Origin of the sequence: Bifidobacterium pluvialisilvae, assembly GCF_019331695.1 — a bacterium.
Classification (GTDB): Bacteria; Actinomycetota; Actinomycetes; order Actinomycetales; family Bifidobacteriaceae; genus Galliscardovia; species Galliscardovia pluvialisilvae.
In genome coordinates this window covers 1-22,821 of the sequence record NZ_JAHBBI010000008.1, presented here as the reverse complement: position 1 = coordinate 22,821, position 22,821 = coordinate 1, and the positions used below count along the sequence as shown (strand labels likewise).

Here is a 22,821-nt window from a genome sequence, read left to right as displayed (position 1 = left end):
GTTCGCGACATAAGATCCTTCGACTCCGGACTACGCCCGCCGCTCAGGATGACAGGTGAAAAAGGTATCCGTCACCCACTCACCCCGCGCCTCGTCACGCACCCTGCGCCCTGTCACGCACAGCAGCTACCGCCGGTATCCCCACGCTTCGGGATCGCGCTCGTAGACGCCGTAGTCATTCTCGCCGCCGTTCTGATTGACGATCGTCCAGTATTTCAGCGGATCCGAATCCGCATACCCGTGAATCAGCCTGTAGTTCTCGCCTTGACTGCCGAGCACGCTTATCGCCGACCCGGCCGGGTACGCGCCGAACTTGTCGCAATGCTGGAAGCCGAGTTTCGACCGGTCACCTTCCGTGGTGAACGAATCGGCCTTGCACTGCAACGTATACGATCCGTCGGCGTTCTTGGTCGCCGATTCGAATCTGCCGCTGAACCCGACGTGGATGCGCGGCGCGGTCGCGTTGGACAAATCCGGCCTGTTGGCGTTGGCGGTGCTTTGGAACCCGCTGAATGATCCGTCGGATTTCACGGTCATGTAGTCCATGACGCTGCCGTCGCCGCTGGCTGCAAACGTGTAGTTTCCGGCCAACGTGGCGAACGCCTGCTTCGACGCAGCATCCGCGGAATCACCGCCGGCCGATTTCGACGCCGCCCCACCGGACTTCGCATCTCCACCGGACGCGCCCCCGTCCGACGCATCCCCACCGGACGCGGCAGTCTTGCTCGGCGCCACGCTCATGGTCTGCAACGAATCCCAATTCACGTTCGCGAACGCGCCGTCGACGAGGTAGTACACGTTCTTCGCATTGGGCGCCTCCTGGAACTTCGCCATGTCCGGCCCCGGCACGAACGGATTGGTGTTCGCGGTCATGCCGTCGTACGCCGCCATCGACGAATACCGGGAATTATCCCGACGAATCAGATACACGCGGCTGGAGTCGGGCTGGTAGCTGGACGATTGGCCAAAGTATCCTTGCTTTTTCAACGCGTCCAGATCGGCACCCACCGGCATGACGACGAAGAATTCCCGGGGCTCGTATTTCAGTTCGCTCAGATCGACGGAGCCGCTCCCCGAGATGGTCTCGATCTGCCCGTCGCGGCAGGTCACGGGACCATCGCCGACGAATGCGTTGCTTCCACAGCGGGGCAGGCCGAACCCGGCGAACAGCTCCATGGCGCCGGTGTCGCCTTCGATGAGGAAGTCCTTCATGTAGTCGGATGCACCGCCGGGGTTGGGTACGCATCCCGACGAGTCCTGCGAGTATGCGCACAGTGACAGACCATCCCAGACCTTGGAATAGAAGCCGCCGCTGGAATTGCTGTATCCGCCGGACGCCGGCTGGTCGGCGAGCCGCAGCGTGTACGGCTTGCTGTCGGTGGCGTCGGGCTTCAACGTCACGCAATCGCCGCCGTCGGTGCAGTATTTGCCGGCCAACGCGAGGGTGTTGGTCATCGCCGTCCGTCTGTCGTCGGAGAGGGTGTCGCCGAGTACTTCGTTCTTTTTGCTGGCGTCGACGCCGTAGTCCAGCGTGACCGTGGCCCCGGCGATGCGTGACATACCGGGGGCAGGACTCGAGTCGACGACCTTGCCGAGATATTGCTTCGACGAGAACACGGGCTGCAGGAAGACGACGTAGCCTTCGGATTCCAGCTTTTTCTTGGCCTGGTCCTTGTCCATGCCGACCATGTCGTATCCGACGCTGACGTCGTCGCCGGCCTTTGCGGCCACGCCGACCTGGATGCCGTCGGTCTTGCTCGCCACCGGCGCGCCGTCGGCCGGCGACGTGGCAAGAACCGTGCCTTCAGGGTATTTCGTCGTGTCCGTGACCGGCATCCGCCGGAACGTGACGGGCACGTTCATGGATTTGAGCAGGGTGACGATGTCGGCGGCCTTGCGTCCGGTCGTGCCTTTGGGAACGCCCGGCCCCATCGATTCGTTGATGGTGACGGTCTGGCCGGGTCGGATGGTGTCGCCGGCCTTCACGCCGTCGTATCCGGTGAATGCGCCGACATCACGGCCGGAGTAGATTTTGTTGATTTTCGTAGTGATGCCGCGGCTTTTGAGTTTGTCGGCGACGATGTTCGCCGTGAGTTTCTCGCCTTTGGAGGCAGATTGCAGTTCGTTGGCCGCCGGCAGGGTGCGGTCGCCCCACATGCCGGCGCTATGCGTGATGAACAGACCGGATACGAGTACCACAACGGCCGCGACGACCGCCGCGACCACGACGATGAGTCTGCGACGGCGGTTGACCGGGACGGCAGCCGTTGCGGCCACGGACGAGGTCGCAGACGAGGTTGCGGCTGGCACGTCGGACGGGACGCCGACGGGAAGCGGCACCGACAACGGGCCGGACGGCACCGGCGTCGGGGACGCGGCACCTGCCGCGCCGTCAGCTCCGGGGAACGATGTTCCCTCGGCCGGCACCGGCTGGCCGCATTGCCCGCAGAACCGCTCCCCCTCGTTGATCTTCGCGCCGCAGTTGTCGCAGAACATGCCCAGCCCCTCTCCTCCGCCGTTGCCTCCCAGCATAATTCCCCCGGATGTACCGCGTCAATCAGAGGGGTTGGGCCGGCCGTCGATGCCGTCATCCTCTCCGGAGCGCGTTTCAAGCTCATGGAACGTGGCCCGCAGATGCCGCAGCTCCTGCTCGATTTCGTCGATGCGCTGCACCTGCCGCGCAATCAATGCGTCAAACGCATCCTCATTCCGAACCGTGTCATCCGCGTCATCGCCCACACCCGGCTTGGAGATGTCCTCAGCGTGGGACGACTTCGCCTTGCGGGCTCGACCGGACGAACGCCGGCTTCCTGCCTCCGCACCGCCGGTCCCGTGCCCGGTGGAGGCGGCGAATCCCGCCCCTCCCCCATCGGCATCGCCATCATCGGCTTCGGCGTCGTCCGGAGATAGGCCGTATCCTTCCTTCTTCCACCGTGCTATGCATCGTTCGATTCGCTTGTATCCGATGATCGAGGAGTCCAGTCCAGCCTCCCGGAAGATCACGGCGGGGGATTCGCCATGGAAATACCGTTCCATGCATCGGTTCTTGAATTCCTCGGTATAGCGGATACGGTTGCTCGACACTTTCTTGACCGCACGCAACGATCTCAGGTATACGGCCTTCCCATCGCTTAATTCCGGCATTGAAGCCATTTCGTCCCCTTCACGCATTACCGCCGGCGAGGTCATTCCCGTCGGCCGCCGCCAATTGACGTCCGTTTTTCCATCGATAACAATCCGTTGTAGAGAATGTACCCCCACCAGAAAGAATTTACCCCCATTTGTCAGGAATTGTTATATTTTCGATGTTCATCGGACGTTTAGCCCATGTTCACCCCCAGCAACCCGATGAAGCGCGGCACGCTGCGAACCCATGACTATTGGGGGTTTTACTCTCCGACAACCCCCGGTCAATCATTTTGGCATATATTCGTCAGGTATTTCTCCAGCCGCGAAATACGACCCTTTTCGTTCAGGTCGGCGTCCGTTCAGGCCGGCATCAGAGCGCGGCTTTCAGCTTGGCGATTGCAAAGTCGGCGCCTTCGCCCTGCGAACCGTCGGAGAAGTAGCTGCGATGCCCTTCCTGCTCGCCGCTGGTCTGACACACCAGGTCGTCGCCGGCGCAAAAATCCACGATCCGGCTTTCGTACGCCTTCAATGCGTCCGGGTCGCGCGGCGAAAGCGACCCGTTCGTCGCCTTGTCGAACGTGCCGCGATTGTACGCCGCCTTGCCGTTGAACCGCGGGTCGCCGTACATCACCGCGGCCACGATATTACGCCCGGCCGCACCGGTGAGTACGTCCTGATTGCCGCTGACGTCCAGCCGCCGCTTCGGCGCGGACATCGCGTCGCCGACCACGACCGCACCCTGCGAGAACCCGAGCAGCACGGTCCTCTGCCGCGGGCACTGCTGCGCCTGCCCATTGAGCATCGCCACCAGCCGTCCAACGCCGGCGTCCACGCTGTCCACATCGAACGTGGCCGGATAATCCAACGACGTGACCTGCACCCGGCCGGCGAACGCGGCCGCGATCTGCTTGGCGACGGGATTGAGCAGGCCGTCGTTCGCGTTCTCGTTCGTGCCGCGCGCCATGACCACGCGCACATCCTGACCGGAACACCCCGACCTACCCCAATCGCGATGCGACGACGTCGGGGAGGCCGACGACGAGCTGCTTGGCGAGGAGCCGGACGCGTCCGACGCGGCACCGCCGCCGGACGCCGACGCACCCGTGGACGCCGACGCGGACCCGCTCCCATCGACGCCCGCCGAACCGCACGCCCCCAACGTCGTCATCGCCACCAGAATCGCGATGGCGGCGAACATCACCATCATGTTGTGCAGCGCACGCACGATCCGCGGATTCCTTCCCATCGCACACTCCTTTTTCGCGTTCCCCATTTATATCACCCCAACACCTTCCGTCCCACGCAGGCCGCACGCAGCCGATCAGCCCCTCACCAAACGGCAACAATCCGATAACAACGATTGCGAAACCGTAACGGTTTTCGTCGTTGTTATCAACGCATCATTGCGTAATCACCACACAACGTAACGTCCCCCGCCTGGCGTCGAATCCCTTCAACCCCAACAATTACAAGGCATTTGTCGTCTTCATATCAGACGCCGTCCGCCCGCATGCCACCGGGTTTCGCGACTCCATCACATCGGATTTTTGTTATCTTTCGGTATTGACACCGTTTTCTCATCTCTCTATCATGATTGCTTGCGTTAGCGTTCACACAAGGGTTGCGCACGCAAGGAATTCCGTTGTTCTGTTGTGTGCCATGATGTGTCGGCCTTTATGTGAAAGCGATTTCATTTTACGGGAAAGAGGAAGTAATGAGCAGCGCCATTACCACCAGCTTCAAGGAGAAACTGGGACTCAAAGACTATGTCGCCTACGGCTTCGGCGATATGGCCATCAACTTCACGTTCGGCTCACTGGGCATGTTCGTGGTCTACTTCTACACCGACATCGTCGGCATCTCCGCCGCCGCGGTCGGCACGCTGATGCTGATCTCGCGTTCGTTCGACGGCATCATCGACGTCTGCGTCGGCACACTCGTCGACAAGACCCACTCCCGCTGGGGCAAGGCCCGTCCGTGGCTGCTGTTCGGCGCCATCCCGTTCGGCATCCTCACCGTCACGCTGTTCGCCGTGCCGCAGAACGCCTCCGACACCGTGAAGATCATCTACATCTTCATCTCCTACAACCTCCTCATGATCGCGTTCTCGTCGATGGCCATCCCGTATGGCACGCTGAACTCGCTGGTCACGCAGGATCAGGGCCAGCGCGAGAAGCTCAACCTCTCCCGTATGTTCCTCGCCCAGTGCGGCATCCTCATCATCACCAACGCCACCATGCCGCTGGTCAACGCCTTCGGCGGCGGCCAGATGGGCTGGGTGCTCGCCTACGCCGTGCTCTCCGTCATCGCCTGCCTCCTGTTCTGGGTCGTGTTCGGCACGCAGAAGGAGCGTGTGAAGATCGCCAAGGGCACCAAGAAGAAGAGCCAGTACCCGTTCAAGGTCGAAGTCAAGGCCTGGCTGAAGAACAAGTACTGGTTCATGGCCTTCGGCTTCCTCGCGTTCTTCCACGTCGCCTACTCCCTCACCCAGGGCTCGCTCGTCTACTACGCCAAGTACTACCTGCACCAGCCCGACGCGGTCGGCGTGCTCACCCTCGCCTACCTGCTGCCCGCCATGGTCGGCATCCTCGCCTGCACCAAGCTGTTCCCGAAGTTCGGCAAGACCAAGGTCGTCATCTTCTGCCTGGTCGTCTCGATCATCGCCTACCTCCTGCCGCTGTTCGCCAAGGAAAGCTACAGCTTCATCGTGTTCACCCAGGTCGTGAAGGGCATCGTGTACGGCCCGATCCTCGGCTCCATCTGGGCGTTCTTCCCCGACACCATCGAGTACGGCTACTGGAAGACCAAGATCCGCGTTGAGGGTCTGCTCTACTCCGGCGGCTCGCTCGGCCAGAAGATCGGCCTGGGCATCGGAACCGCCATGGTCGGCTGGGTGCTCGCCGCGGGCGGCTACGACGGCGCCAAGGCCGTGCAGTCCGCCGGCGCCATGGGTGCCATCGACATGATCTACGTGTGGCTGCCGATCATCTTCTTCGTGGTCTGCATCGTGCTCATGGCCATGTACCGCATCGACAAGATCTTCCCGAAGATCATGAGCGACCTGGCCGAATGGAAGGTCAACGGAGCCCCGGCCCCCGACGCCGAGTTCCAGAAGCTCCTCGACGAGGCCGACGCCAAGACCGGCGACAAGTAAGGACCTCCGCCAATAAGGCCTTCACTCTCCGGTGCGGCGATTCGGCGGTCATCGACCTCTGGATCGCCGCACCGAAATTACATACTCGCGAAACGGCTGGTGAATCGATATCGCACGATTCACCAGCCGTTTCGTATTTCGCTTCGATTCCACTTCGATTCCGCCGGCCGTTCATCCGCCGGGCTCATGGCGCTCGTGACATCGTCGCGATGGATTACCCCGCAATTCCGCCCCATATGCCGCGCAATCCACGGAAATCGTCGTTCTCTTGATGGATTACGCTGCAAAAATCCGAATTCGCGGTCCGGTCCATCGCAATATCGGCAACGCTTCCACAAGACCCTTGGAATCATGCGGTTTTCATATCGCGACAACTCCCACGATGATGGACTACGCTGCATTTTCGGTTAAAAACGTCGTAATCCATGGGCAAACGCCGTTTAACGATGGATTACGACGCATTCCCCGCGATGTGCAACGCAATCCATTACGGCAGGCCGATCGAAACAGAAGACACGGCCCACCGAGAACGCACTTCTCTTCGGAAACGGCGACGTGTATCCGATACTCAACGCAGCCGTCAAGCGAATCCTGACGCGATTCCAATACGTTCGGCAATGTTCCATAATGGTTCCAAAAGACCGCGAACATCCCCGAAAAACCAAAAGGACCGTTGGAATTCCAACGGTCCCGGATGGAGCGGACGACGGGAGTCGAACCCGCCTCTAAAGCTTGGGAAGCTTTCATTCTACCGATGAACTACGTCCGCAGAATCGTGCATTTTGCACGAAATATCAGTCTAGCACATTGCCGTGGGGAAACGCCATCGGCGACGAACAGTGGTATCGACGATGCGCCGGCACCGACGGCACCGGCATCGCCGTCCGACACCAACACCAACAGCGACAGCGGCACCAGCAGCGGACGGCGCTACCGCATCGAAATGCGCTGGCCGGGCACGGCACCGGCCTGCCGCAGTTCGTAGCTCATCTGCATGAGTCGTTGGATGCGCTCCTCGGTCGGCGGATGCGTGGAGAACAGACGGCTGAACCCGCGGGCGGAGAACGGGTTGGCGATCATCAACGCGGAGACGCTTTGCGTGCCGGCGGTCTGCCGCATCGGCGCCATCGGGATGCCGGATTCGATTTTGCTGAGCGCGGAGGCGAGCGCCTCGGGGTCGCCGGTGAGCCGGCTGCCGTCCTCGTCGGCGTCGAATTCGCGGGTGCGGCTGATGGCCATCTGGATGAGCGAGGCACCGATCGGGGCGAGAATCATGCTGACCAAGACGCCGATGAGGCCGCCGCCGCGGTTGTCCTCGTCATCGCTGCTGCCGCCGCCGAAGTACATGAGCGAATAGCCGAGGTAGGTGATGACGGTGGACATGGCCGAGGCGATGGCGCCGGTGAGGATGTCGTGATTGTAGACGTGCATGAGCTCATGGCCGAGGACGCCGCGGATTTCACGCTCGTTGAGCAGCTGGAGGATGCCTTGCGTACAGCAGACGGCCGCATGGCGTTCGTTGCGTCCTGTGGCGAAGGCGTTGGGCGACATCGTGGGCGCGATGTAGATGCGCGGCATGGGCTTGCCGGCGCGGGCGGAGAGTTCGCGGACGATGCGGTACAGCGCGGGCGCCTCCTGCTCGGAGACCTGGCGCGCGCCCATCGACGCGATGGCGAGTTTGTCGGAGAACCAGTACGAGATGAACGTGGTGCCCAGACCGATGCAGATGTAGATGCCGAGCGTTCCCCGGCTGCCGCCGGTGAGCCACCATATGAGCATGATGATCGCCCACATGAGCGCAAACAACAGTGTGGTCTTCAGCCCGTTGAAGTGACCACGCACGCGTATTTCTCGGTCCATGAGACCAAACGTAACTATGGAGACTGGATATTTGCTGAATATTCGTTGTTAACGCTGCGCATACGTGCGAAACGCCGACGTTCACAACGAAAACGCGAGTTGTGGGTGTTTGTTTTTTAGAGATTGCCGGTCCGCTGTTGAAAAATCAACGGTTTGGGTACGCGGCAGCGCCGATGCCGCAAACCGAACACCCACAACTCGACATTTGCGTTCATTCGCCGGCCGAAAACGGCCGGAGATAGTGTCGTGCGGTCTCGGCGAGCTCGTCACGCAGGTGACGCAACGGTTCGCGGGTGTCGTTGACGCGGGTGAGGATGCCGATCTGGCGATTGGCGTCGACGTCGCGCAGGGTGCAGGCCACGAGATCGTCCTGCACGTGGATCTTGGTGTCGAGCGTGGGCACGATGGAGACGCCCATGCCCATTTCGACGAGGTTCTGCGTGGCCCAGTAATCATCGGTGGAGTGGCGGATGTCGGGCTGGAAGCCGGCGCGGGCGGCGAGCTTGAACAGGTTCGCGCGGCAGGTGGCGCAGCCGGCGATCCATGCCTCATCGCACGCGGCGGTGAGATCGACCGGTTCATGGTTCTGCTCGTACGCCTTGCCGATGGCGCTGGATCGGCGGACCAGAAGCCGCAACGGATCGGCACCGAGTGGCTCGAATCGCAGGGAGTCGTCGATGCGGAGGAAATGCGGGAGCGTGTCGTAGCGGAAGATGACGGCGGCGTCGGCCTCGCCGCTGGTCACCTGTTCCACGGCTTCCGGCGGCTCCATCTGCGCGAGGCTGATTTCGAGACGTCGCGTGGCGTGGTCGCCGTTCGCGGCCGCCCCCGGTTCGCCGTCGGCGGCGGATCCGTCGGCGCGCATGGCCTTTTCGTTGGCGATGCTCAGGCGGACCACCGTCTTCGCCACGATGGTCGAGCAGATGGATGGCGGCGCGACGATGCGCAGGTGCGCGAAGCTGCCGCGGCGATAGTCCTCGAGCTGGCGTTGGGCCTGGACGAGTTCGTCGGCCATGGCGCCGCCGTGCCGGGCGAGCATGGCGCCGGCCGGCGTGAGCTCGACGCCGCGCGCGGTGCGGGTGACGAGCTGCATGCCGCATTGGGATTCAAGCTTCTTGATTTGCTGGCTGATGGCCGGCTGACTCCAGCCAAGCGTCTTGGCGGCGGCGGAGAACGAACCACAGCGTTCGATCTGCCATAGGGTCACCAGCATCTGCGGATTGAGTTCAGCCATGGTTTCCAGTGTAGCCGCCGGCGTCACGACGGCGGGTGCGTGACCGGGCGCGCGGACGTGACACGGTGCACGTGCACCCGGTCACGCCGCTACGCAAACCTTGCAATCGCAACGTTTGTACAGCCCCGTGACCGGGTGCGCCCGCGCCCGGTCACAAAAACCCGCGCCCAGTCACACGCGCCCGCGCCCGGTCACGCCGCAACGCGCCCATCAGCGTCTCACTCGCCGGCGGCGAGCTCACGCATCTGCTCGGGCTCGATGACCTTCTTGTGTTCGCGGCCCTCCTTCGCGCCCTCGGCGCGCTCGAACTTGTCGATGCGCTTCCATCCGGCGAAGTCGATAGGCTTGATACCCTTGCCGGCGAGCAGCTCGTCGATCGACCCGGGGTTGCGGTCCTTGGCGAACAGGCCGTGCTCCGGGGCTGCGGCGAAGTCCTCGAGCATGTGGTTCACGATCATCAGCGCGTCGGACTTGGTCGAACCGATCAGGCCGACCGGACCACGCTTGGCCCAACCGGTGGCGTACAGGCGCGGACGCACCTCGCCCCCGTCGGCCTCGGTCGTGATGCGCCCGTCGCCGTTGGCGTTGGCCAGATGCGCGCCCTTCTCGTCGTAGGCGATGCCCGGCGCCTCGGCCGGCTTGTAGCCGATGGCGTGGTACACGGCCTCGACCGGGTAGTCCACGAATTCGCCGGTGCGATGCATCTTGCCGTCGGCGCCGGTCTCGGTCACCTCCACGCGGATGCCCGTCACCTTGCCGTCCTTGCCAAGCACCTCGGTGGGCGCGGAGTTGAAGTGGATGTAGTACTTGCGGTCGGCGGGGTTGCCCTCGTAATCCACGTCGCCGTCGTCTTCCATGTCCTCGGCCATCTCGCGGATGGTGAACAGCTCCTCGACCATCTGGCGGGCGAGCTTGTCCTTGCCGGCCACCTCGATGGTCTCGTCGTCGAGGTCGAAGTCGTCCTCGTTGATGATGAGCTGCACGCCGGGCAGCTTCTCCATCTCGCGCAGCTCCTGCACCGAGAACTTGGCCTGGGCCACGCCGCGGCGGATGAACAGGTGCAGCACGCGCGCCTTGTTGCCCTTGATGCCCTCGTACACGTTGTCGGGGATGTCGGTCTTGGCCTTGAGGTCGTCGGCGTTGCGCATGAGCTCGCGCGCCACGTCCATGGCCACGTTGCCACCACCGATCACAGCCACGTTCTCGGCCTCCAGCGGCCACGTGCGGGCGCCGGTCGGATAGCCGTCGTACCATTCCACGAACTTGGCGGCGCCGTACACGCCGTCGAGGTCGGAGCCGGGCAGGCCGAGCGGCTTGTCCTTCACGGCGCCGGTGGCGAACAGCACGGCGTCGTAGCGTTCGAGCAGTTCGTCGAGCGTCACGTCCTTGCCGAACTCCACGTCGCAGTACAGGTGGATGTTCGGGTTGTCGAGCGTCTTCTCCAGCGCGCCGGCGATGAACTTGATGGACGGATGGTCGGGGGCCACGCCGTAGCGGACCAGGCCGAACGGCACGGGCAGCTTCTCGAACAGGTCGATGCGCGCGGTGGCGGGCAGTCCCAGCTCCTCGCTGCGCTTGGCGAGCTGCTTGAGCAGGATGTCGGAGGAATATACGCCGGCCGGACCGGATCCGATCACGGCAATACGAAGTTCGTTAGTATCAGTCACGCATTACAGCGTAACGCATTTGCCGCCTACGGAACAGAGGGATTCACGAGGAAATGACATTCGTCGCAGACCAGCCCTCATTAACCACGTTGACCATTCGTGGTCATATCATGTTCACCGATTGCACGCCCGGCGCATAGCCGCCGTGCACGACGATGTCGATATCGACAATCGACGGATATCGATATCAGATATCGCATGGACATATACCGACATATATAAAAGGACATGTCATGACTGAGAAGAAGGAAGAGGCGACGTCCGCGTCCAAGGCGCCCGACGACGCCAACGGCCGCGTCGTCACGCACGACAAGAGCGACGCCGGCTACGCGAAGGACCTCAAGCCCCGTCACATCCAGATGATCGCCATCGGCGGTTCGATCGGCACCGGCCTGTTCCTCGGCGCCGGCGGCCGCCTGTCGCAGGGCGGCGCCGGCCTGACGATCGCCTACGCGATCTGCGGCGTCTTCGCGTTCCTCATGGTGCGCGCGCTCGGCGAGCTCGCCATCCGCCGCCCGTCCTCCGGCGCGTTCGTCTCCTACGCCCGCGAGTTCCTCGGCGAGAAGGGCGCCTACGTGACCGGCTGGATGTTCTTCCTCGACTGGTCCACCACGGTGATGGCCGACATCACCGCCGTCGCCGTGTACTTCCACTATTGGAAGGCGTTCGAGGTGATCCCCCAGTGGGTGCTCGCCCTCGCCGCGCTGGCGCTGGTGTTCGTCCTCAACATGATGAGCGTGAAGATGTTCGGCGAGGCCGAGTTCTGGTTCGCCGCCATCAAGGTGTTCACCATCATCGCGTTCATGGTCATCGCCATCTGGGCCATCGTCACGGGCGCCCCGGTCGCCGACACGCACGCCGGCATAGCCAACATCACCGAACACGGCGGCTTCTTCCCGATGGGCATCGCCCCCGTGTTCGCCCTCACGCTGGGCGTCGTCTTCGCGTTCGGCGGCACCGAGATGGTCGGCGTCGCGGCCGGCGAGGCCAAGGAGGCCAAGCAGGTCCTGCCGAAGGCCATCAACTCGATGATCATCCGCATCTTCGTGTTCTACGTCGGCTCCGTCATCCTCATGGCGCTCGTGCTGCCGTACACCGCGTACTCGTCGAACGAGTCGCCGTTCGTCACGTTCTTCTCCGGCATCGGCATCCCGCACGCCGGCGACGTCATCCAGGTGGTCGTGCTCACCGCCGCCCTCTCGTCGCTGAACGCCGGCCTGTACGCCACGGGCCGTACGCTGCGTTCGATGGCCGTGGCCGGTTCGGGACCGAAGTTCGCCGCGCGCATGAACAAGCACCATATTCCGTACGGCGGCATCATCATCACGTCGGCCCTCGGCCTGATCGGCGTGGTCCTCAACGCCGTGCTGCCGGCCGATGCGTTCGAGATCATCATGAACCTGGCCGGCATCGGCATCGCCGGCACGTGGGCCGCCATTCTCGTCACCCATCTGGCGTTCCTCAAGAAGGTCAAGGCCGGCGAGGAGACGCGTCCCGAATACCGCATGCCCGGCGCGCCGTACACGAACTACGTTTCGCTGCTGTTCTTCGCCATCGTCGTGATCTCCAATCTGACGAGCGTGTCCGGCCGTTGGACGCTCGCGCTGTTCGTGGTCGTCATCATCGCGATGGTCATCGGATGGTATTACGTGCGCGGCCGCATCGACGGCAATCTCATGGACGAGATGCTCGACACCGACGAGAACTGACCGACGTAACTGACTCACGTAAGGAATCGTACGATGCGCATTCATATCACGTATACCGGCGGCACGATCGGCATGGTCGATTCGCCGCATGGGCTCGTCCCCGGCGCCGACATGCGCGGCTGGCTGTACGGCTTGGTCGACGGCACGCAGATCGCGGCCGACCAGGTCTCGTTCACCGAGCTCGATCCGCTCATCGACTCGTCGTGCGCCACGCCGGAGAACTGGCAGGCCATCGTCGACGACCTGCGTTCGCATCATGACGACGCCGACGCGTTCATCATCCTGCACGGCACCGATACGATGAGCTATTCGTCGGCCGCCGTCTCGTACGCGCTGACGGATTTCGGCAAGCCCGTCGTGTTCACCGGCTCGCAGTATCCGCTCGGCATGGTCGAGACCGATGCGACGGCCAACGTGACCGGCGCGTTGAACGCCGTGTTGAGCGGCCGCGCGCATGGCGTCTCGCTGTTCTTCGGGCACCATCTCATCGCGGGCAACCGGGTGAGCAAGGTGTCGTCGTGGGCGTTCGAGGGATTCGCGGCGCCGTCGGTCGGCCTGCTCGCGCAGACGGGCGCGCCGTGGCATTGGGAACCGTATTCGGCCGACGGCTGCGGTTGGGCCGACCCGAAGCCGTATACGCGGCATGACGTGGCGGTCATCGACATGGCGCCGGGCATCACGGCGGCCCGGCTGGAGGCCATGTTCACGCCGCGGCCCGAGGCCGTGCTGGTGCGCGCGTATGGCGTGGGCAACGTGCCGGCCGACGAGCCGGGCCTGACCGACGTGTTCGCGCGGCTGCTCGACGAGGGGATTCCCGTGGTGGTGGCGTCGCAGTGCCAGCAGGCGACCGTGCTGCTCGGCCATTACGAGGCCGGCGACGCCATCGCCCGCGCAGGCGCGATCGGCACCGGCGACATGACGCTCGAGGCCGCGTACGCCAAGATCGTGTTCCTGCTGTCGCAGGGACTGCGCGGAAGTGACCTCGCCGCGTGGATTCCGAAGCCCATCGCCGGCGAGATCACGGCGGCGTAACGGCGGCGGCCGGTTCCCCGGTTCCCGGATTCCCGGGTTCCAGCGGCAGGTTCCAGCTTGCGGCCGCGGTTCCCATCCGTCGCCGATTCCCGACGAAAGGGAACCGCAACGCCTCCCTCGGTTCCCTTTCGTCGCCAACTCACAACCGATGGGAACCGTGACAGCTCTCCGGCTCCTTTATGTCGCACACCTCGCAACGGATGGGAATCGCAGCACTTCTCCGGTTCCCATCCGTTATCCACACCACAACGAACAGGAACCCGCCATGTCCTGCGGTTCCTGTTCGTCGCTGATTCGCAACGGGCACTATGCATGTTTCGCGATCGTAGGCTAGTGGAGACGTTTGCTACGCTTTGCGAGCAGACGTCGGAACGGCGGCCGAACGGCCTTGGGTGTATCGCGAAACATGCATAGGCATCTGCTCAGCAGAGCCGTCACTCCCGGTCGATGAGCGCCGTCAGCGCCCAGAGGATGCTGACCACGTCGATGGCCTCCTGCATGAACGCGCCGACGACCACGGGAATCAGGTTGAACGCGGCCGCCATCATGCCTGCCAACGCCAGTCCGAGGCCGAGCAGCACCGCCTGCATCATCACGCGCTTGGTGCGTCGTGCGATGGTGATGGCGTTCGGCACGGCGGCGATGTCGTCGTTCATGATGACCACCTGCGCGGACTGCGACGCGGCCGTGCTGGTGCCGTCGGTGATGGCCATGCCGATGTCGGCGACGGCCAGTACGGGCGCGTCGTTCACGCCGTCGCCGACCATCATGGTCACGGATTTCGTGGTGGATTCGCCGACGAACCGCTGCAATGCGCGGTCCCACCACGGTTGGACGCGCGGCTGCTCCGCGGCGGCCTCGCGGACGGCCGCGACCTTGCCTTCGGGGAACAGTTCGGACCTGACGTCGTCGATGCCGACTTCAGCGGCGATGACATCCGCCGATGCGGCCTTGTCCCCGGTGAGCATGGAAAGACGGCCGATACCCAGCGAGCGCAGTCGTTCCAACGATATCTTGGTGTTGGCTCGCGGCACGTCCTTGAGGACGATGCGTGCGACGAGACGGCCGTCGACGGCCACGTAGGTGGCCATCTCGTCGGGCGCGAGGTCGGCGAAGTGGTCGGAGGGGAAGAGTGCGTCGCGCATGGCATGGCGTCGCGCACGAGCCGCGGCAGCACGCGCGCGCGTGACATCGACGGGTGCCGTGGCACGGACCGTTCTACGGAAGCCATCGCCGCCGTCGGCATCCACGGTGGTGACCGGGTGCGAGATGCCGCCGGACGCCGCCACCGAGCGGAATCCGCTTCCGTCGCCCGCCTTCACGTCCGCCGTCTTCGCCCCGGGCAGCACGGCGAACTGGGCTGCGATCGCGCCCATGCCGCGCATGCCGGCGGTCACAAAACCGAACCGGCCCACGCGCACGACGTGGCCGTTGACTTCGCCCCTTACGCCGTTGCCGGCGTCCTCCTCGATGTGCCTGACGACCGGATACGTCCGCCCATGACCAGGACGGCCGTTCTCGGGGCAATCGCGCTGGCCGGCACCGTACCGCGCATGCAGGCGTTCCACGGCGGCGACTCCGGCCTTGGCGATGCCTTTGGCAAGGATGTGCACCGAATAACTCTCCACCACGCCGGCGAACATGAGGATATGGTCCTCGTTGAGTGCCGCGGCAGGGGATTGCGGCTGTGAGGCCGACGACGGCACGGTCACCACGCCGACCGGCTTGTCCACGCGCACGACCTGCGGCTTCTTGACGGTCAGCGTGCCGGTCTTGTCGAAGAAGATGTGCGAGACGCGGCCGAGGTTCTCCAGAACCTCCTGCGCCTTGATGAGGATGCCGGCCTTGGCGAGCCGTCCGGTGCCGGCCATGTAGGCCACGGGGGCGGCGATGAGCAGCGGGCATGGCGTGGCGAGCACGAGCACCTGCGCGAATCTCGTGGGTATGCCGGAGATGATCCATGCGGCGCACGCGATGATGAACGAGACCACGGTGAACGGCACTGCCAGCAGGTCGGCGGTCTTCACCACCGTGGCGCGCGAGTTCTGCGCCGACCGCACGAGTTCGAGGATGCGTTGGTATTGCGAGTCGCGCGACAGCTCGGTGGCGCGCATGGTGAGCATGGTGGCGCCGTTGACCGCTCCCGACATCACGCGGGCCCCGGCGAACACTTCGCGCGGCATCGGTTCGCCGTTGATGTTCGAAAGGTCGAGTGTGGCGGAACCGCTGAGCAGTTCGCCGTCGACGGGCACGGTCTCGCCGGGAAGCACCTGGAGCACGTCGCCGCGCCGTACCTGGTCTATCGGTACCGTCCGCAGATGCGACGCCGGGGCGGACGCCGGAGCAGGAGCCGACACGGCAGCGGAAGCCTCGGCATCTTCCGCTCCCGTCGTCTCACCGTCGTGCCGAACGCCGACGCCCGGCAGATCCACCACGTGCGCGATCCGCGGCGCCGCCTCCATGAGCGCGGTCAGGCTTCCTTCGGCCTTGGACTGCGCGTATTCCTCGATGGCCTCGCCGGAGCTGATCATCAGTACCACGGCCCAGCTGGCCCAGTACTCCTGCACGGCCACCGTCGAGAGGATCGCCACGACGGCCAGCACGTCCACGCCCACGTGACCGTGCCGGATGTCGTCGATCATGCCACGCAACGTGTCGATGACGGTGTAGGTCACCAATACGATGATGACCCACTGGCCTATGCTCGGGTCCACCGTCCAGAACGGACGTTCCCACGGTCGGTAATCCCAGAGTCCGGCCACGGCGAATGCGGACAATATGGTTATCGGCAACAACGGCACCTGCCGGCAGATGCGACCGCACGCTCGCACGGCGCGGACGACGATGTTGGGCCTAGGTTTTCCGATGGCTGTGCTCATCAGATGCTCCTTACGCTGGTTGTGTAGGGGGCCGACGTCAGTGTCGCACCCACACCCAGCCGGGGGCGTATGCGCGGGAATTCCGCGATATGCCGTGCACCGATACTGTTATCGATAATGTCGATGAGCATCGAATCGGGTAGGGACGTGACTGCGCGCTGTCGGCGCTGCAATAATAACGCCTTGTTAACCCACCCCGACGTCCGGCCGTGGGCGGGCCCCGGCCATCGTCGTGATACACGGCGTAAAGATTCGGTATTCAGTTATTTCGGTACACACCATACCAGCGGCCGCCCGACGGACACGCCGCCGACCACCATTGAGCCGGCACCTCGGCTCATTGCTCAGCAAACGGCGGCTTCTGGGGCGATTGCCTGCCATGCCGGATACCTATCTCGAACTTCTGGTGTTCGATATCACGGTATTGCAGGTATCGGCGTTGAAATTGCAACGGCTCTACTTCGTTTTCGTGAAAATGTCACCCCAGAAGTCGCAGATAGCTGTGGGCGCGCCAATTCATCGCCCCAGAACTTGCAGTTTGCAGACGAATCGCTCCTCGTACAACCACAACGGGCCGTGACATCACCTGCTGCGATGATGTCACGGCCCGTTTGGGATGTTACCGGAGGGATTCCGGCGAAATCACATCACCATCCGAAGTTGAACGGATCGTTGCTGCTTCCGCCGTTGTCGGAGTTGCCGTTGTTGTCGGAATTTCCGTTGTCGGAGTTGCCGTTGTTGTTCTGACTGTTGTTGTTGCTGGATTCGGAGCGGTTGGAGCCGTTGACGGCGCTTTCCTCCTTGTCCATGGTCACGTTGAGCTCGACGGTCTTGCCGTTGCGGACGACGGTGAGCTTGACGGTGTCGCCGAGGGCCGTCGCGCGGACGTATCCAAGCAGCGAGGCGTTGGAGCCGACGGTCTTGCCGTTGTATCCGACGATCACGTCGCCCTTCTGCACACCGGCCTTGGCGGCGGGGCCTCCGGAGACGACACTCTGCACGGCGCTGCCGGCGCGGGTGACGCCGTCGGCCTCGGCGGTGTCGGTCTTGACGGTGACGCCGAGCGCCACGTGCTTGACCTTGCCGTTCTTGATGATCTCGTTGGTCACGCGCTTGACGAGGTTGGAGGGGATGGCGAAGCCAATGCCGATCGAGCCGCTGGACGACGACGAGCTGGAGCTGGACGACGACGTGGCGATGGAGGAGTTGATGCCGATGATCTGGCCGGCGCCGTTGAACGTCGGGCCACCGGAGTTGCCGGGGTTGATGGCGGCATCGAGCTGCACGGCGTTGGTGACGATCTCGTTGTTCTCGTCGTCCATCACGGTGACGGGGCGGTTCAGCGCGGAGACGATGCCCGTGGTGGCGGTGTTCTCGTAGCCGAGCGGGTTGCCGATGGCCATGACGTTCTCGCCGACGGCGAGTTCGTCGGAGTCGGCGAATTCGGCGACGGTGAGGTCGCTCGGCGGGTTCTGCAGCCTGATGACCGCCAGATCGGTGGTGACGTCGGTGCCGACGAGCTTGGCCGTGTAGAGCGAGCCGTCGGAGAGCGTGACCTGAATCTGCGTAGCGCCGGAGACGACGTGGTTGTTGGTCACAATGTCGCCGTCCTTGGAGATGATGGCGCCCGATCCCTTGGCGGTGCCGGTCTGCCCGCCGGACTGGATCTGCGTCTGGATGGCGACGACGGAGCCGGAAACCTTCTTGGCGACGGACGTCCAGTCGACGGCCTGGCCGGATTCGGCCTTGGCGCTGCCGCTGCCGGAGCCGGAGCTCAGCGACGTCATGGACGACGACGTGGGCAGGGAGACCCAGCCGCCGGTGAGGGCGGCGAAGCCGAGACCGAGGCTGACCGCCACGGCCACGATGGCCGCGACCACGGCGGTGAGCACCGGGGAGACGCCACGGCGTGGGGCGGAGGCGCCCTGCACGTTGAGGTCGTTGGGGTTGCCGTTCGGCTGGTCGGGGTTGTGGAACGGGTTGAACGGGGAGCCGCCCTGCGGGGGTTCGCCGTTGCCATTGCCGCCGTTGTTCGCGTTCTGGGCGTTCTGCTCCTGCTGCACCTGCGGGGGCACGGGACCGTATGCGCCGAACTGCGGAGCGGGACGGTACGGCGACTGCTGCGGGGCCGGCTGCTGCGGCTGGCCGTAGGCGCCGTATTGCGGGACCTGAGGCGCGGCCGGAGTGGGCTGCTGCGGGGTGATGGGCTGTGTGGGCTGGGGCTGGGACTGCTGGGCGTTCGGGAACGGCAGCGTCTGCGTCGGCTGTTCGTTGGGAACCGGCAGCGTCTCGGTGGGCTGCTCGTTGGCCTGGGCCACTGGCGTGATGGATTCGGTTTCCTGCTCGGAGACGGGTGCCGCAGCGGGGGTCTGCGCCTCCGCGTTCTCGCCGGCGTTCCGCTCCGCCTGCGCCACCACCGGGTCGTACAATGCGGCGTTCGGCGCGGTCTGGTTCGGAGCGATGCCGTACTGCTGCGGCTGCTGCGGCGCCGCGCCCTCGTTCGCCGCCGACGTATCCGGATTCTGCGAAGTCTGCTCCCCGTCGTTCCGCCGCCGCGGCTCTTCGCCCGGCTGCTGCCCCCACTGGGGAACATTGTTGTTTTCAGCCATTGTCACTCCTTAGTTGGTTACATGGAGCTCGAACCGCTTACCATGTATGACGTGCTCGTTTGAACTATCTATGAGTTAAGACTCAGCCTCTGGAAGTTTCCTGAATGTTCGTTGAAAGATATTGTCGAATCCTCTTCCGACTTTCTCAAACACTTCGCAAAGCCGCAAGACCGTCGACGCGACACCGTGCAGCAGCCCATCGCTTAGAGTTATACGTATGACTGACGTGACAGACCCCACCAACACCACCATCGACCTCGTGGAGCATCCGCGCGGCGCGGCGCCCGGCAGGCCCGGCGACCGCGGCGCATTCGGATTCGAGATCACGCGCCGCCTCGACCCCACCGCCGACGGCCTTGGCCGCGGCGGCTTCCGCCACGGGCGCAGTGGCATCATCCATACCCCCCATGGCGATATCAAAACCCCCGCGTTCGTACCGGTCGCCACGCAGGCCACGATGAAGGCCATGCTGCCCGAACAACTCGTTGACCTCGGCGCGCAGTGCACGCTCGCCAACGCCTTCCACCTGTTCGAACGTCCCGGCGAGGACATCATCGACGAGGCCGGCGGCCTTGGAAAATTCATGAACTGGCATGGACCCACGTTCACCGATTCCGGCGGCTTCCAGGTCATGTCGCTTGGCGTCGGATTCAAGAAGACGCTGGCCATGGACGTCACCGGGCTCAAATCCGACGACATCATCGCCAAGGGCAAGGAGCGCCTCGCGTTCGTCGACGAGGACGGCGTCACGTTTAAATCCCCCCTTAATGGCGATATCCACCGGTTCTCCGCCGAGATTTCGATGGGCATCCAACACAAGATCGGCGCCGACATCATGTTCTCGTTCGACGAACTGACCACGCTGATGAACACACGGTCGTATCAGGAGGAGTCCGTCGAACGCACGTATCGTTGGGCCAAGCGTTGCGTCGCCGAGCACAAGCGGCTCACGGCCGCGCGGCTCGGCAAGCCGTACCAGGCGCTGTTCGGCGTCGTGCAGGGTGCGAACTACGAGGACCTGCGCCGTCACGCCGCACGGCAGATCGCCTCGCTTGACTTCGACGGCGTCGGCATCGGCGGCGCAATTGAGAAGAACATCCTCGGCAACATCTGCGCATGGATCTGCGACGAGATGCCGGAACTGCGCCCACGTCACGTGTTGGGCATCGCCGCGGTGGACGACATCTTCGCCGGCGTGGAGAACGGCGGCGACACGTTCGACTGCGTGGCGCCCGCGCGCACGGCCCGCAACGGCGCGATCTACACGCGCGACGGACGCTGGAACGTATTGCGCACGGCGTTGAAACGCGACTTCCGGCCGCTCGAGGAAGGCTGCGACTGCTACACATGCACGCATTATTCGCGCGCATATCTGCATCATCTGCTCAAGGCACGCGAGATGAGCGGCTGCACGCTGGCGACGATCCACAACGAACGGTTCTTCGTGAAGCTGCTCGACGACATCCGCGCATCAATCGACGGCGGGTATTTCGACGAGTTCAAGCGCGAGACGCTGGCCCGCTTCTACGCCAACGGCTCCCGCGGCTAGCGGCCAACAGCCGTATTCACCGTCATCCTGAGCGAGGGGCGCAGCCTCGTCCCTGTCATCCTGAGCGAAGGGCGCAGCCCGTAGTCGAAGGATTTCGCACCCCAGCCAATCCCAAGATCCTTCGACTACGCCGCAAGCGGCTCCGCTCAGGATGACAGCGGGGAACACGTCACTCAGGATGACAAAAACAGGCTTCCATCCCGCCGCCCCTCCCCAACGGGAGCCAGCCGAAAGATGCCGCCCCGCGCAACTTTCCGCACCAACGCCTCGCGCTCCCCGGCACCGCCTACGATGGGAGCCAGCATACGTAACCGTCACGTATTTCGTCACCCGTATGGTTTTGGGGAACAGAAGGAGAACTCATGGACCTGCTTGAAGCGATGGAGGCGCGTCACGCCATCCGCATGTACACCGACGAACCGGTCGACGCCGACGCATTGGCCGCGCTGCAATCCGAGATCGACGCATGCAACGCCGAAAGCGGTCTGCATATCCAGATGACCCACGACCTGGACGACGCGTTCCTGGGATTGAAGACGCATTACGGCCGCTTCAAGGGCGTGCACAACGCAATCGCACTCATCGGTGCGCCCGTACCGCCGGCCGAGGGCGCGACCGCCGGCTGGGTCAAGGAGGGAACCGCCGACGAGGCGGCCACGGACCCCGGCGAGATTACCCTGCAGGAGAAGGTCGGCTATTACGGCGAGCGTCTGGCGCTGAAAATCGTGCAGTCGGGCCTGCAGACCTCGTGGTCGGTGCTCGACAACGCCGATGCGGCACCCGACGCCTGGTGGAAGCTCGGTCCCGACGAGAAAATCGTATGGGTGCTGGCGTTCGGCCACGGCGCACGTCCGGGTGGCAAGCACCGCAGCAAGCCCATCGAGGAGCTCTGCACCCTTCCCGAAGGCACGGAGATGCCCGAATGGTTCCGTCGCGGCATGGATGCGGCCATGCTGGCGCCCACGTCGTTGAGCCAGCAGCCGTTCCTTTTCACACTGCATGAGGATGGTTCGGTAAGCGCCGCGGCGACCGAGGGCCTGTTCGCCCACGTCGGTCTCGGATGTGCGAAGTATCATTTCGAGGTCGCCTCCGGCCATTCGGTGCGCTGAGCCGCTCAGACCTACGGGCAGCGGCCCATGGTCTACAGCCTCCGACCATCCAGCACACCAAGGAGTCGCTCCCGGTACTGGCTTTGCCCCCGGCACTAACTCTGCCCCAGCACTAGCCATGGAGGGCTCCAACGGGCACATTCCCGGCCAATCCTCCTCGGCCTCCTCCCCGTTGTTCGCCGAATCCACCGTTTTGTCGGTTGTTCGCCGATTTCACCGCGCGTGAACGGTCACACGGGCCGTTTGGCGGTGGATTCGACGAACAACCGAACTTGCGTCCGATTTGGCGAACAACCACGCCTCCCCGCCGTCATCCCAAGCGAGCGCAGCAAGTCGAAGAATCTCCCACCCACGACACGCCGGCAACACACCCAATTTGGCATATCGAAAAACGCAGTGCTATATTAATCACTTGTCTGCGAGCGTGGCGGAATGGTAGACGCGCTGTCTTCAGGTGGCAGTGAGTGTATGCTCGTGGGGGTTCAACTCCCCCCGCTCGCACGATTGACGAAAACCCCGAATCGTTGGAATCCTAACGGTCCGGGGTTTTCTCGTATGCCGGGAAGACACACCGGCAATCGCCCGACAACCACGCCAGCTGCTCGCCAACAACCTGACAACCGCGTCAGCCGCCCGCCCGCCTTCCGACAACCACCCAACAACACCCGGCATCCCTTCCCGCCAGGTTACGGCATCATGTCGAGACGACGAATTCGGCACAACCGCCCCTCGTCGCGCATCACCCCCGTTCTAGACTGGAATCGCGGGCTAAGGGTCAAAACGTGGGTCTTATTCGCGCGTGTTGTTGGCGTGTTGGTAGGTTAGTGTGAGCGTCCGGCCCAGCCGGTTCTGATGCCGAACCCGCTTTCGTAGGCGTCGACGCCGGTGGC

13 protein-coding genes and 2 tRNA genes are annotated in these 22,821 nt (G+C 63.8%); 6 read left to right on the top strand and 9 right to left on the bottom strand.

Annotated features, from left to right (window positions below):
* Positions 1-126: 126 nt before the first annotated feature.
* From KIH77_RS07410 to KIH77_RS07400, 3 genes are all read right to left on the bottom strand, one after another.
* Positions 127-2,532: a PASTA domain-containing protein gene (locus KIH77_RS07410; RefSeq protein ID WP_219100551.1), complete on the bottom strand. Its 2,406-nt coding sequence runs from the start codon at positions 2,530-2,532 to the stop codon at positions 127-129.
* Positions 2,533-2,553: 21 nt separating this feature from the next.
* The gene (locus KIH77_RS07405; RefSeq protein ID WP_219100549.1) at positions 2,554-3,261 is read right to left on the bottom strand and encodes a hypothetical protein; all 708 of its coding nucleotides are present in this window, start codon (positions 3,259-3,261) and stop codon (positions 2,554-2,556) included.
* Positions 3,262-3,499: 238 nt separating this feature from the next.
* On the bottom strand, positions 3,500-4,375 hold the full coding sequence (locus tag KIH77_RS07400) for a cutinase family protein (protein ID WP_219100547.1): 876 nt from the start codon (positions 4,373-4,375) through the stop codon (positions 3,500-3,502).
* Positions 4,376-4,843: 468 nt separating this feature from the next.
* Between KIH77_RS07400 and KIH77_RS07395 the strand changes: the two genes are divergently transcribed.
* Positions 4,844-6,283, top strand: coding sequence for an MFS transporter (locus KIH77_RS07395; RefSeq protein WP_219100545.1), 1,440 nt, complete (start codon positions 4,844-4,846; stop codon positions 6,281-6,283).
* 695 nt (positions 6,284-6,978) lie between these two features.
* Here the strand turns inward: KIH77_RS07395 and KIH77_RS07390 are convergent.
* From KIH77_RS07390 to KIH77_RS07375, 4 genes are all read right to left on the bottom strand, one after another.
* Positions 6,979-7,052 (bottom strand) — tRNA-Gly (locus tag KIH77_RS07390).
* Between the two features lie 161 nt (positions 7,053-7,213).
* Positions 7,214-8,143 carry a zinc metalloprotease HtpX gene (gene htpX, locus KIH77_RS07385; RefSeq protein ID WP_219100543.1) on the bottom strand — a complete coding sequence of 310 codons (930 nt, stop codon included), beginning with the start codon at positions 8,141-8,143 and terminating at the stop codon, positions 7,214-7,216.
* 211 nt (positions 8,144-8,354) lie between these two features.
* A complete protein-coding gene (locus tag KIH77_RS07380; protein WP_219100541.1) occupies positions 8,355-9,377 on the bottom strand; it encodes a LysR family transcriptional regulator in 1,023 nt (340 codons plus the stop codon).
* A 218-nt stretch (positions 9,378-9,595) separates the two neighbouring features.
* Positions 9,596-11,044, bottom strand: coding sequence for an FAD-dependent oxidoreductase (locus KIH77_RS07375; protein WP_219100539.1), 1,449 nt, complete (start codon positions 11,042-11,044; stop codon positions 9,596-9,598).
* 233 nt (positions 11,045-11,277) lie between these two features.
* Between KIH77_RS07375 and KIH77_RS07370 the strand changes: the two genes are divergently transcribed.
* Both KIH77_RS07370 and KIH77_RS07365 read left to right on the top strand, forming a co-directional pair.
* Entirely contained in the window at positions 11,278-12,753 is a 1,476-nt protein-coding gene (locus KIH77_RS07370; protein WP_236024550.1) for an amino acid permease, read from the top strand.
* A gap of 33 nt (positions 12,754-12,786) precedes the next feature.
* On the top strand, positions 12,787-13,785 hold the full coding sequence (locus KIH77_RS07365; protein WP_219100537.1) for an asparaginase: 999 nt from the start codon (positions 12,787-12,789) through the stop codon (positions 13,783-13,785).
* Between the two features lie 434 nt (positions 13,786-14,219).
* On the opposite strand, the gene KIH77_RS07360 is transcribed toward KIH77_RS07365, so the two are convergent.
* Positions 14,220-16,664 carry an HAD-IC family P-type ATPase gene (locus KIH77_RS07360; RefSeq protein WP_219100535.1) on the bottom strand — a complete coding sequence of 815 codons (2,445 nt, stop codon included), beginning with the start codon at positions 16,662-16,664 and terminating at the stop codon, positions 14,220-14,222.
* Between the two features lie 647 nt (positions 16,665-17,311).
* Positions 17,312-19,273 (bottom strand): S1C family serine protease, encoded by a 1,962-nt coding sequence (locus KIH77_RS07355; protein WP_219100533.1) that lies wholly within the window; start codon positions 19,271-19,273, stop codon positions 17,312-17,314.
* A gap of 217 nt (positions 19,274-19,490) precedes the next feature.
* Here KIH77_RS07355 and tgt point away from each other — a divergent pair, with 217 nt between their 5' ends.
* From tgt to KIH77_RS07340, 3 genes are all read left to right on the top strand, one after another.
* Positions 19,491-20,822: a tRNA guanosine(34) transglycosylase Tgt gene (tgt, locus tag KIH77_RS07350; protein WP_219100531.1), complete on the top strand. Its 1,332-nt coding sequence runs from the start codon at positions 19,491-19,493 to the stop codon at positions 20,820-20,822.
* Positions 20,823-21,184: 362 nt separating this feature from the next.
* Positions 21,185-21,931 carry a nitroreductase family protein gene (locus tag KIH77_RS07345; RefSeq protein ID WP_219100529.1) on the top strand — a complete coding sequence of 249 codons (747 nt, stop codon included), beginning with the start codon at positions 21,185-21,187 and terminating at the stop codon, positions 21,929-21,931.
* Between the two features lie 418 nt (positions 21,932-22,349).
* Positions 22,350-22,432 (top strand) — tRNA-Leu (locus tag KIH77_RS07340).
* Positions 22,433-22,821: the final 389 nt, after the last annotated feature.

Coding starts and splice junctions, on each gene's coding strand:
- KIH77_RS07410 (WP_219100551.1), bottom strand. CDS start 2,532: ATGCTGGGAGGCAACGGCGGAGGAGAGGGGCTGGGCATGTTCTGCGAC.
- KIH77_RS07400 (WP_219100547.1), bottom strand. CDS start 4,375: ATGGGAAGGAATCCGCGGATCGTGCGTGCGCTGCACAACATGATGGTG.
- KIH77_RS07395 (WP_219100545.1), top strand. CDS start 4,844: ATGAGCAGCGCCATTACCACCAGCTTCAAGGAGAAACTGGGACTCAAA.
- htpX (WP_219100543.1), bottom strand. CDS start 8,143: ATGGACCGAGAAATACGCGTGCGTGGTCACTTCAACGGGCTGAAGACC.
- KIH77_RS07380 (WP_219100541.1), bottom strand. CDS start 9,377: ATGGCTGAACTCAATCCGCAGATGCTGGTGACCCTATGGCAGATCGAA.
- KIH77_RS07370 (WP_236024550.1), top strand. CDS start 11,278: ATGACTGAGAAGAAGGAAGAGGCGACGTCCGCGTCCAAGGCGCCCGAC.
- KIH77_RS07365 (WP_219100537.1), top strand. CDS start 12,787: ATGCGCATTCATATCACGTATACCGGCGGCACGATCGGCATGGTCGAT.
- KIH77_RS07360 (WP_219100535.1), bottom strand. CDS start 16,664: ATGAGCACAGCCATCGGAAAACCTAGGCCCAACATCGTCGTCCGCGCC.
- KIH77_RS07355 (WP_219100533.1), bottom strand. CDS start 19,273: ATGGCTGAAAACAACAATGTTCCCCAGTGGGGGCAGCAGCCGGGCGAA.
- tgt (WP_219100531.1), top strand. CDS start 19,491: ATGACTGACGTGACAGACCCCACCAACACCACCATCGACCTCGTGGAG.
- KIH77_RS07345 (WP_219100529.1), top strand. CDS start 21,185: ATGGACCTGCTTGAAGCGATGGAGGCGCGTCACGCCATCCGCATGTAC.